The 12,317-nt window shown below is 63.8% G+C and carries 5 protein-coding genes; 3 read left to right on the top strand and 2 right to left on the bottom strand.

Annotation, left to right across the window (positions count from 1 at the left end):
* Positions 1-59: 59 nt before the first annotated feature.
* Both KA383_13510 and KA383_13505 read right to left on the bottom strand, forming a co-directional pair.
* On the bottom strand, positions 60-443 hold the full coding sequence (locus KA383_13510; GenBank protein MBP7747137.1) for a topoisomerase DNA-binding C4 zinc finger domain-containing protein: 384 nt from the start codon (positions 441-443) through the stop codon (positions 60-62).
* On the bottom strand, positions 440-640 hold the full coding sequence (locus KA383_13505; protein ID MBP7747136.1) for a hypothetical protein: 201 nt from the start codon (positions 638-640) through the stop codon (positions 440-442). Before KA383_13505 ends, KA383_13510 begins: the two co-directional genes overlap by 4 nt.
* A 622-nt stretch (positions 641-1,262) precedes the next feature.
* On the opposite strand from KA383_13505, the gene KA383_13500 reads away from it, so the two are divergent.
* From KA383_13500 to KA383_13490, 3 genes are all read left to right on the top strand, one after another.
* On the top strand, positions 1,263-2,537 hold the full coding sequence (locus tag KA383_13500; protein MBP7747135.1) for a site-specific integrase: 1,275 nt from the start codon (positions 1,263-1,265) through the stop codon (positions 2,535-2,537).
* A 1,207-nt stretch (positions 2,538-3,744) separates the two neighbouring features.
* On the top strand, positions 3,745-5,343 hold the full coding sequence (locus KA383_13495; protein ID MBP7747134.1) for a right-handed parallel beta-helix repeat-containing protein: 1,599 nt from the start codon (positions 3,745-3,747) through the stop codon (positions 5,341-5,343).
* A 53-nt stretch (positions 5,344-5,396) separates the two neighbouring features.
* A complete protein-coding gene (locus KA383_13490; protein MBP7747133.1) occupies positions 5,397-11,822 on the top strand; it encodes a right-handed parallel beta-helix repeat-containing protein in 6,426 nt (2,141 codons plus the stop codon).
* Positions 11,823-12,317: the final 495 nt, after the last annotated feature.

Here is a 12,317-nt window from a genome sequence, read left to right as displayed (position 1 = left end):
TGGCGCGGACGGCCGCACCGCCAGTACCAGCCGACCGTCCGCGTCGCACGGTGGGCACGCTAGACCCATCGTTGGCTTGTCCGTGTCGGCGCCATCATCGTGCAGCGTGTGCAGATCAGCGGCGGCGGCGGCACCTCTTTTGACCGAATCGGGAACGCCGACCCGCACCGCTCGCACGCCACCATGTGCACAGTTCCAACCGGTCGGCTAGGACGCTTCTTTGAGCGTCTGCGCACTGTCGGCAGCGCCCTCGCCTCGCCATAGGTCATCGTGAAAGTGCAGTCGGGCCAGCGTTCGCACCCCAGAAACCCGCGCCCCGTTAGGCTGCTGACGCGCCCACGGAGCCACCCGCCGCACATCGGGCACTTGAGCCCGCAGCCCTCGCGTTCTCGCCGCCGAGCGGCCGCGCGGTCCGCAGACCGCAGCCGACTCATGAGGCTCACAGGTCGCGCTCCCTGCCCGATCCGCCGTGCTCCAGCAGCGTGCGGATTCGCGAGAGCACCTCGACCGGATATGCCCAGGCGTTGCCGACGCGTCCCGCCGGCTGAATCCGCCGGCTTTGAATCAAGTATTTCACGCGGTGCACAGGCACCGCCAGCGCGCGCGCGATGGCGCCGACCGACAACAGCTTCTCTGGCATGTGTTCACCCTGGCGTGTAGCGTGTAAAGACGCTTCCGCCGAAAAGGGGGGGCCGCCAAGACAGACGGCATTCACACGTGGCCGCGACGACAGCGGAGTCGATCGCGTCGTTAATGTGGGGACCACATCTAGGGGGCAACCATTAATATAGCCCAAGATGTTGTGGACGTCAAAGGCATTCGTGTTGAGAATTCAATTTGTCTCAACTCGATGATTTACAATTGGTTGCGGTTTGATGTCTCCGAAACGCTACGGGCTGTGCAGAAGCGGCGACAACGCTGGTTTTTCATCATAACTTGCTAACATTACACAAACCAGACTCCTTACGGGCATCGGCCGAGGCCCTGCTGCGCGGCGTGGCCGAATCCGACAACCGGCCAGCCGGGGAACACGCCACCTTTGCGACGCGTTGCGTCGGATTTGCAGCGCCGCCAGGGAGCTGTTTTCGTAAGAGCTTGGCACGTATACAGCTTACGATTTGAGCTTCGAGTCCTGTAACGCCCAGTGGACGTAAGTTCTGCCGAACGCACAACTTAGCGTACCCGCCCGCGTGGGGCGGTGCGGCCTGAGAGACCGGGAACGGACGGTAATTTACCGTCGCGGTCGATCGGAGGTCGCACAAATGCCCCGCAGAACGTCAAAAACGCCACTTCCCGCCGTCCCCCCAAAACAGCCCGGCGTCCCGGCTTACCGTCGCAAGGTCGTCAACCGCCGCGTCTACGCCGTCGTGACGATCGACCGCCACGACGTGTATCTCGGCGACTACGCCACTGCTGCGAGCATCGAGAAGTACAACGCGGCCGTCGCAGCATGGCTCGCCAACGGCCGGCGTGCCCCCGAGCCCGAGCGCCCCGCCCTGGTCGTGTCCGAACTGATCCTGCGGTACCTGGAGTACGCCGAGTCGTACTATCGCGACCGAGACGGCGGGATGAATGCGGCGCGAATCGCGAACATCGAACGCGTCTTGCGGCCCCTGCGCGTACTGTACGGTCTGACACCCGCCGCCGAATTCGGTCCCCGCAAGCTGGAACTCGTGCAGGCGCGGCTCGTGTCTGAGGGACTGTCCCGCCCCACCGTCAACCGCTACGTCGCCCGCGTGCGCCACGTGTTCAAGTGGGGCGTCGCCCGCGAACTGGTCCCGCCGAGCGTGCATCATGCTCTGACCGCTTTTGAAGGTCTGAAGCGCGGCCGCACCGATGCCCCCGAGACCGAACCGGTCCGCCCGGTGCCCGACGCGCTGGTAGATGCTGTCCAGCCGCACGTGTCGCGGCAGGTGTGGGGCCTGATCGAACTCCAGCGCTTCACGGGCTGTCGCCCCGGTGAAGCGGTCCGCTGCCGGGCGGTCGATATCGACATGAGCGGTCCCGTGTGGCTCTGGAAGGTGACCGAACTCAAGCTGGACTGGCGCGGCACGGAGCGCGTTGTCGCCATCGGCCCCAAGGGGCAGGACGTGATCCGGCGGTTCATGCGCGCGGACGTGAACGCCTACCTATTCGATCCGCGCGAAGCCGAAGCCGAGCGCCGCGATGCCATGCACAAGGCACGCAAGACCCCGGCATCATGTGGCAACCGCCCCGGGACCAACCGCCGGGCGAATCCGCGCCGCCGGCCCCACGAGCGTTACACGACCATGAGCTACGCCCGGGCGATCCGGCGGGCGTGCGACCTGGCATTCCCCGCCCCTGCGGGTCTCGCCGACGATGAACGCCGAACGTGGCGCCGTGAGCACACGTGGGCACCGAATCAGATTCGGCACGCGTTCGCGACCGCCGTCCGCCGGCAGTACGGGCTGGAGCAGGTCGGCGCCTGTCTCGGGCACAGCAAGCTGGAGACGTCGCAACTGTACGCCGAGCGCGACCGGGCACTCGCAATCGAGGTCGCCCAGCGCATCGGCTGATCCGCGACGGCCGGGAGTGCCCCGGCCGATTTCGCCCGACTCCTGCGTGGCGTGGGGTGCGACCTCCGGCGCCACCGGGGCCGGGACGGTCCCCCCCGAGCTAGGGAAGGCACCACGAACGACGGCGCAGTCGCCAAAACGGGCAAAACCCGAATCGGTTCGCACCACCCTGCCCACCCTGCGCCGTTGCGTTGATTCTGCGCGCCGCACGCCGCGCGGCGGCGGCCCCGGCGACACGCCAGCGGCCACGTTAGGAGTCCCGGAAGCGCCAACGGGGCCCCAAACCGAATCCGGGATCTGAATCACTCCCCCCGGGTCGCGCAGGCGCAGATACACGCTGATAGCTCGTTCTCCGACGTCGCGGTCGCGCGACTCCAATCCACGGTGACGGCGCCGTGTGCGCCCCCGCGATGTGTGTGGTTTGATACGGGAGCCGTGTTTCCGTCGGCCGAGTCGCAGCAACATCTGGCATGCCGCCGGACGTGCCTCACGCCGCCATGCTCTCGCAAAGCACTTCCGCCTGCTCAAGCACGAGCCTCGTGGCCGCCTCCTGCGTGTGAGGCGAACGAGGCAGGAAACGTGGATCGTCGTTGCCATGCCCCCGGATACGGGAGCCGAGAATATCCTGACCGTGTTCAAGGCGGTGGGACTTCTGGAAACCTGATCCTCGGCGCGGAGCAACGGTTCCGCTGCAATGTGACGTCGACGGTTACCATGCGCGGCGAGCTGGGCTTCATGGCGCCCGACGAGAAGTTCCGCGACGCGGGCCGAAAAACCGCGCGCGTGCGGTCGTATCTGCGCGGCACGCAGCGGAGATCCAACATCGTCAAGCGCCACTTCCAGTCCGAACCCGTCCGCTGCGCGGTGAATGGTCCCGCATCGAGTGGCCGCGGGAGTATCGTGATACACGGATTCTGGCGCGTTGGAGCGCTCAGCACACGCGATGCGCGCGCGGACTGAACGGGCCGAGCCGAACTCTCGTTCGACGTGGGCGCCACCGCGGCCAGGCAGCCTCGTGGGATGCGAGCACGCCCCGCTTGGCTGGTGCGCCGGCTGTTTTTCGTTGCAGCCCGGGAGGCCCGGCGGTACACTGACCGCCATAACGCTGTCAGAAGATGAACATGAGCGTGCCCGATGAGGGTGGCGCGGTGTTTCACCGTGACAGCTGCACATCTGCGCCATGGGGCGAAAGGAAAGGGTGGCGACAATGAAAAGACCGCGAATTGGCTTGGTTTTTCCGGCGTTGATTCTCGTCGGATCGGTGAGTCTGCCGGCGTGGGCGACGGAGCGACACGTCCCCGGCCAATACCCGACGATTCAGGCCGCGATCGATGCGGCGGTTCCCGGCGACGAGATCCTGGTAGCCGATGGAATCTACACCGGACTGGGTAACAAGGACCTGGACTTCGGCGGCAAGGCGATCACGGTGCGCTCGGCGAGCGGGAACCCGGCCCTGTGCATCATCGACTGCGAGAATAGCGGGCGCGGCTTCTACTTCCATAGCGGGGAAAGCGCTGCTGCGATCGTGCAGGGTCTGACGATCAGCAACGGGAACATGGACGCCGGCGGCGGCGTGTACTGCGACTCCTCTAGCCCGACGCTGACCAACTGCACCATCACGGGCAACACCGGCGGCGGCGTGTACTGCTATGGCTCCAGCCCGGCGCTGACCAATTGCACGATCACCGGTAACTACTGGTCAGGCGTGTGTTGCTACAACTCCAGCCCGACGTTGACAAACTGCACCATCACCGGCAACGGCAACGGTGTGAGTGGCGAGTTCTCCAGCCCGACGCTGACCAACTGCACGATCATGGGCAACGGCAATGGCGCGGACATCTCGTTTTCCAGCCCGATGCTGACCTGCTGCACGATCGTGGGTAACGATGGGAGTGGCGTTTACTTCGAAGCCTCCAACGCGACGCTGACCCAGTGCACGATCACGCAGAACGCCTGGGGCGTGGGGTGCGAATCATGCGACCTGGTGCTCACCCACTGCACGATCACGGATAATGGTGGTGGCGGTGGCGTGCGCTGCTGGGAGTACTCCCGCGCGACGCTGATTAACTGCACGATCAGTGAAAACACATCGCTCGGCGCTGGCGGCGGGGTGGCCTCGGAGGAAGGTTCCAGCATGACGCTTGCTAACTGCACGATCAGTGGAAACACGTCGCTCGGGGCTGGCGGCGGCGTGTACTGCTCGTACTCCAGCCCGGCGCTGACCAATTGCACGATCGCAGAGAACACAGCCAGCCTCTACGGTGGCGGCGTGTACTGCACCTCCACCTCCAGTCCGACGCTGACCAACTGCATTCTCTGGGCCAACACGCCTCAGGAAATCTACGTCTCTTCGGGCAGCCCCGTCGTGACCTACTGCGACGTTCAAGGCGGCTATGCCGGGACGGGAAACATCAACAGCAATCCGCTCTTCGTCGAACCTGACAACGACGATTTCCGCGTGCAGTCCAGTTCGCCCTGCATCGACGCCGGCGACCCGAACTTCGTGCCCACGCCGGGCGAGACCGACCTGGACGGCAATCAACGCGTCTGGGACGGCAACGGCGACGGGACGGCGATCGTCGACATGGGGGCCTACGAGTTCGGCTCACACGCCTACGGTGACCTCAACTGTGACGGCGAGATCGACTTCGGCGACATCAATCCATTCGTGCTCGCGCTGACAAGCTGGGGCGGTTACCAGGAGCAGTACCCGAACTGCGACATCATGCTGGCCGACATCAACGGCGACGGGTACGTGAGCTTCGCCGACATCAACCCGTTCGTGACGCTGCTCGCGGGCGGTTGACTCTGTGGGTTCGGCGCGCGAGTGCACATCGTGACAGAAGAGGAGGCCGTGACATGGATCGAACGAGCAAGGTTCTGATGGCACTCGCGGTCGCTGCCTGCGCGGTCCACGCACACCCAGCGACTATCATCGAAGCCCTCCCGGTGGGCAACCCGGGTAACCCCGGGGACACGCGGTATCCGGACGGCGAGGTGGCCAGTTTCGGCGGCGTGGGCTACACGTACAACGTCGGCGAGTACGAGGTGACGGCCGGACAGTACACGGCGTTTCTGAACGCCGTGGCGGGCGTGGACACGTACGGGCTGTACAACACGTCCATGTGGTCGGACAGCTATGGCTGCAAGATCGAGCGTTACGCCGGCGACGGCACTCCCGCCAACCCGTATCAGTACCGCGTGGCCGATGACGCCACCGGCGGCTACTGGGCGAACCGCCCGGTGAACTACGTGAGCTACTGGGACTCATGCCGGTTCGCCAACTGGCTGCACAACGGCCAGCCGACGGGCGCGCAGGGGCCGGGCACGACGGAGACCGGGGCGTACACGCTCAACGGCTACAACGGGCCAGATGGTTACGAGATTCAGCGCAACCCCGGTTGGCAGTGGTCCGTGACGAGCGAGGACGAGTGGTACAAGGCGGCATATCACAAGAACGACGGCGTCACGGGCAACTACTGGGACTACCCGACGGGAACTAACGAGATCCCGAACAACGGTAATCCGGAAGGCGATACAGGAAATTCGGCAAACTTCTTCGACGGCGACTACACGATCGGAGGCCCATACTGGCGCATAAATGTGGGGTTTTTCGAGCTGTCCGACAGTCCGTACGGCACGTTCGATCAGGGCGGCAACGTGTGGGAGTGGAACGAGACGCTGGTCAGCGGCTCGGAGCGCGGCATGCGGGGCGGGGCGTTTGTCTTCGATAGCCACGAACATCTGCACCTGCATGCCTCAAACCGGAGCAACAAGCCTCCGACAGATGAGTACTCCAGCTTAGGGTTCCGTGTCGCCTTCCTCCCTCCGGATTCGGACGGCGACGGTGTGCCTGACGCGGCCGACAACTGCCCCGACGTGCCCAACCCCGATCAGGCCGACTCCGACGGCGACGGCGTCGGTGACGCGTGTGACGGTGTTCTGGAGGTGCCCGGCGAGTTTGCGACCATTCAGGCGGCGATCGATGCGGCGGTCCCCGGCGACGAGGTCGTGATCGCCGATGGTGTGTACACGGGGGTTGGCAATAAGGACCTCGACTTCGGCGGCAAGGCGATCACCGTCCGCTCCGCCAGCGGCGATCCAGCCACGTGCATCATCGACTGCGGGGGCAGCGGGCGGGGGTTTTACTTCCACAGTGGTGAAATCGCTACCTCGGTCGTGCAGGGAATGACCATACGGAACGGGAGTATTACGGGCACGGGCGATGGAGGTGGCGTGTACTGCGATAGTTCCAGCCCGACGCTGACCAACTGCACCATCACGGGCAATACAGCCGGCTGGAGCGGCGGCGGCGTGTACTGCGGCTGGTCCTCCAGCCCGACGCTGACCAACTGCATGATCACGGGCAACACGGCCACCTACGGCGGTGGCGGCGTGGACGGCGGCAGCCCAACGCTGATCAACTGCACGATCAGCGACAACGCCGGTGGCGGCGTGCACGGCAGCCCGACGCTGACCAACTGCATGATCACGGGCAACACGGCCACCTACCGCGCCGGCGGCGGCGTGTCCTGCGGCTCCAGCGGCGGCTCCCACTCCAGTCTGACCAACTGCACGATCAGCGGCAACACGGCCGTGAGCAATGGCGGCGGTGTGTACTGCGACGTTTCCAGCCCGACGCTGACCAACTGCACCATCACGGGCAATACAGCCGGCTGGAGCGGCGGCGGCGTGTACTTCCAAGACCACTCCAGCCCAATGCTGACCAACTGCACGATCACAGGCAACACGGCCGTGGGCAAAGGCGGAGGCGTGTCTTGTGACGACAACTCTAACCCGACGCTAACGAACTGCACGGTCACAGGCAACACAGCCGAGGACGGCGGAGGCGTGTCCTGCCAGGAGTACTCCAGCCCTACGCTGACCAACTGCACGATCAGCGGGAACACGGCCGAATACGGCGGCGGCGTGTGCTGCTACAACTCTTCCAGCCCCACGCTGACCGGCTGCACGATCAGCGGGAACACGGCCGCCGACGGGGGCGGCGGCGTGGTCTGCGGTTACGGCTCCAGCCCGAACTTGACCAACTGCGTCCTGTGGGGCGACAACGGGCAAGAGATCTACTTGTCTCAGGGCGCGCCCGTTGTCACCTACTGCGACGTCCAGGGAGGCTGGACCGGCGCAGGGAACATCGACGCTGACCCATTGTTCGTTGATGCTGACGGGCCTGATGACATCCCCGGCACCGACGATGACGACCTACGATTGTCTACCAGCTCTCCGTGCATTGATGCGGGTAATAACTCGGTTGTTACGCGAAGTACGGATTTGGAGGGCAACCCCCGAATCGTTAACCGCACCGTCGACATGGGCGCTTACGAGTTTGCCCCGCTGCTGCCGATCGTAGAGGGTGACGGGTGGCTGTACTTCAAGGGCATCGAGGAGCCGCCGGCGGATTGGAAGGACGTCTTCTTCGACGACTCGACCTGGCTGGCCGGGCCGACGCCCATCGGCTACGAGGCGGCCACCGGCTATGAGGGCTGCATCGCTACCAACCTGCCCGACATGCAGAACAACTACATGAGCGTCTATGCGCGCCGCGCGTTCCACATCGAGAATCCGGCCCAGCTGACCAGCCTCGGGTTCACCATGGACTGGGACGATGGCTACATCGCCTACCTCAACGGTGTGCAGGTGGATGCCCAGTTTGCGCCCAATCCCCCGACCCATGACCAGCCGGCCACCACGGGCGATCATGAGGCCTGCTGCGGGACGAGCCCGCCGGCCGGGCCGTGTCCGCCGGTGGCGGTGGACCTCAGCGGCTTCATCGACCAGCTCGTGGCGGGCACGAATGTGCTCGCCGTCCAGGTGCACAACCGCTCGCTCTCCAGTTCCGACTTCCTCATGCTGCCCGAGCTGCGGAGTACGGCCGTGATTTACGTGGACGCGGCTGCGGTGGGTCCCGAGTTCGATGGAACCGCGTGGTGCACCGCCTTGAGAACGCTCGACGAGGCCCTCGCCATCGCGACCAGTGGCACGACAATTCACGTTGCCGATGGTATCTACACGCCGAACCCGGCCGCATTGGCCGATCCACGGGACGCTACGTTTGAACTCGTAGATGGCGTGACCGTGGAGGGCGGCTACGCCGGGTGTGGGGCGCCAGATCCTGACGCTCATGACGTGGACAGCTACGAGACCATCCTCAGCGGTGACCTGAGCGGCGATGATGGCCCGGACTTCGCACATAACGATGAGAACGCGTACCACGTTATCCGCGCCACGTTAGTTGGCCCGTCGGCACGGCTAGATGGCTTTACCATACGAGGCGGCAACGCGGATGGTGTATTCAGCACTTCGGGAGGGGGGCTGTATCTCGATACTGCTGATGCAACGATCGAGAATTGCACTATCGCCGAAAACTGGGCCGATGTGGATGGAGGGGGCTTGTTCTACTTTGCCGGTGATTTCACACTGGAGCGCTGCACGTTCATGGACAACGCAGCCGGCCAGAGGGGCGGCGGCGTCGCGTCCACTTGCTCCGACTCCGCTCCGCTTGTCATCGACTGCAAATTCTTTGGTAACACCGCACTGTTGGGTGGGGGTTGGCTCAATGGTGAAAGCTCCAATACGTTGATGATCAACTGCCTGTTCAATGGCAACCACGCCGTGAGCGGCGGTGCGACAAACTATGACGACGACTCAAGCTATCTCGGTGCCATCAACTGCACTTTCACCAACAATACTGCGTCATCACTATTCGGTGGCGTTTATATGGAGGTGGGGGATTTCGTGAACTGTGTCCTGTGGGGTAACAGCGACTCGACAGGCTCAGGAGAGGGCGCCCAAATCGAGTGCTTTGGGCAATGCACACACAGTTACAACTGCATTCAGGGCTGGACCGGCAACCTGGGGGGCATCGGCAACATCGGTGACGATCCACTCTTCGTCGATCCCGACGGGCCGGATGATGATCCGAATACCTGCCAGGATAACAATTTTCGTCTTTCTCCAACGTCGCCCTGTATCGACTCTGGTGACAACACGCCGGTGACAGCTTTGACGGACCTCGACGGCAACCCGCGCGTTCGTGACGGCGATCAGGATGGGACCGCAACCGTTGACATGGGGGCGTACGAGTTCCAAAGGGTCATCTACGTGGACGACTCGGCCACCGGCGCCAATGACGGCTCGACCTGGTGCGATGCATACAACTACTTGCAGGATGCGATGGCAGCCGCCGCCGGTGGAGTGGCGACCGAAATTCGAATAGCCCAAGGCACGTACAAGCCAGATCAAGGGGAAGGTCAGACACCTGGTGATCGTCAGGCCGTCTTTCAACTTCTGAGCGGTGTTGCGATCAAGGGCGGCTATGCCGGATGCGGGCAGCCTGCCCCCGATGCTCGGGAGATCGCCCTGTACGAGACCATCCTGAGCGGAGATCTCAACGGTGACGACCTTGAAGCGGACTTTCCGTGGGGCCCGACGTTGTCCGACAACTGTTATGGCGTCGCGAGGGCGGACAGTGCCCACTCGGTGCTGCTCGATGGGATCGTCATTACCGCCGGGAACGCATACTCTCGGGAGGGCGGAGGCATAGTGCTCCTACAGTCCGACGCTACGTTGGTGGATTGTCGTCTTGTAAGAAACGTCGCCTGCAACGGAGGTGCTCTGTACAGTACTAACAGCGGTATTGTGCTCAGTTCCTGTCGGATCGAGTACAACGCCGCCACGAATTATGGCGCAGCCGTCATTTGGGGAGGCCATGCCGAGCTGTACGGCTGCATCTTCAGCGATAACTATTCGTGGGATGATGGCGGTGCCTTGATTATTGGTGACGATGGAGTGTTAACGAACTGCAAATTTATTAACAATTATGGCCAGAACACAGGTGCCCTTTACCACGGTCAGGGGGACTGCACCTTGAACGATTGCATATTCGTTGGTAACAGAGCAGACTACCTCGCAGGTGCAATATTTAGTTCTGGAAGCAGCATTACTCTGACTGGCTGCACGCTGATCGGTAACCGCACGAGTGACGACGGCGCGGGGGGGCTGCGAAACTATGTCGGCGCCGCGATGGTGACAAACTGCATTTTCTGGGACAATCGAAATGCCGCTGGAGCTGACGAAGCGAGTCAGATAACAATCACGGGGGGCCAGGTTGCCGTGAGCTATAGTGCCATCGCGGGGCTCGACCTGTTTGCCTCACAGCCGGGCAATATCGGCTTGGAGCCGTTGTTCGAAGACCCAGGTTACTGGGACGACAATGGTACGCCTGACGTATCAGACGACGTTTTTGTGGTCGGTAATTACCATCTGCAACCGGGTTCGCCCTGCATCGACGCGGGCAATAACGCCGCAGTCCCGCTGGACACACTCGACCTCGACGGCGACGGCGACACCACGGAGCGGATGCCGTTCGATCTGGACGGACTGCCGCGTTTCGTGGACGAGCCGGGCACAGGCGACACGGGTCTCCCCGACCTGCCCGACTACCCAGCCGTCGTGGACATGGGGGCATACGAATTCCAGTCTGCCTGCGACCACAACGGGATTATCAATGTCACCCTGCACGTCGAAGGACTGGGCGTGTACAACCCGCCTGTGACTCGCACGGTGACGTTCATCACGACGGATTGTGTGACCAGCCACCAGGAGACGATCGCGGTCGACGTCACGTTCACCGCGAACCCGGTCACGATCGTGCTGCCCGGGATCGACACGACGGCGGACTGGATCCAGGCCCGGGAGGGCCACACGCTCGGTACGCTGCTGCCCCTGCAATTCGGGGTCGATTGCAGCGCGACCGTCAGTTTCACGGGCGACAATCACTTGCGCTCGGGCGATTTTTCAAACCCGCCGTCGGTCCTCCAGGACGACCTCGTTGACATCGTCGATTTCGCGATATTGGCAATTTACTGGAATGACCCGGTCGACCCCAATCTCGGCTCGCTCGCTGACGCCACCGGGGACGGCTGGCAGGGCACAGGCGACTTCACGGTGATCCAGATCAACTTCGGTCAGATCAGCGATCCGCCGAGCGGCTGTGGGACCCTTGCGCAGCAGCAGAACCAAATGGTGCCCGAGGTGGCAGTGGAACCGCTGGCGGTGCGCATGCCGGTGGCGGCGCTGGGTATCCCAGGCGCCCCGGCGGCGGATCTGGATGGCGATGGGTGGATCGGACCGGAGGATATTCGCCGGTTCGCGGCGCAGCACCGTCTGGTCCTGCGGCCCGACTTCCGGGCGCGCCTGGCACGGCTGGAGGCACTGTTCCCAATCGAGGCAGAGGAGGAGCCGGTCCCAACTGGCAGGCTTGAATAGCGCGAGCGCGGCGGACGAGTGCAGGGCGGCCGAAGTGGCAGGCGCATTCGAGCGGGCGTCAAGGACCGGCTGCCGGTGCCGAGGAGCGGTTTGGCGGGTGGAATACGGGCGCGAAAGACGATTCGAGCACGGCATCAAGCGCAGGACAGGGACATGAACCGCAGCACGTTGGTCGCCCGCACGGCCTTACGGGCACACGCCGAGACACTGCGACACCAACCGCCCCAGTGCCATCAACCACCCTGTCGCCAGCACACCCGTGCGACGCGATGCGTCGAAATCTGCAGCGCGCGAGCTGGCCCGTTGGCGTAAGCCCATGACCGCTATGCTGTTTGCGACGCCCGGTTCTAGTCGTATCGCCCACTTCCTCTTTATGACACGCGGCGCGTGGTGCGCGGACCCAAACGTGCGCGCCGGGTGCGGCGCGTGCTGCGGGGGCTGGCCGAAGGCCGCACGGGGAGCCGGGAGAGCCGCGGGGGGCACATGGTGTTTCTT

It is taken from the genome of Phycisphaerae bacterium, assembly GCA_017999985.1.
Lineage (GTDB): Bacteria > Planctomycetota > Phycisphaerae > UBA1845 > Fen-1342 > JAGNKU01.
The sequence above is the reverse complement of the archived record's forward strand: the minus strand, read 5'-3'. Positions and strand labels throughout refer to the sequence as shown.

Excerpts from the sequence above, each read along its gene's own strand:
- KA383_13495 (MBP7747134.1), top strand. The coding sequence starts at position 3,745 with ATGAAAAGACCGCGAATTGGCTTGGTTTTTCCGGCGTTGATTCTCGTC.
- KA383_13500 (MBP7747135.1), top strand. The coding sequence starts at position 1,263 with ATGCCCCGCAGAACGTCAAAAACGCCACTTCCCGCCGTCCCCCCAAAA.
- KA383_13505 (MBP7747136.1), bottom strand. The coding sequence starts at position 640 with ATGCCAGAGAAGCTGTTGTCGGTCGGCGCCATCGCGCGCGCGCTGGCG.
- KA383_13490 (MBP7747133.1), top strand. The coding sequence starts at position 5,397 with ATGGATCGAACGAGCAAGGTTCTGATGGCACTCGCGGTCGCTGCCTGC.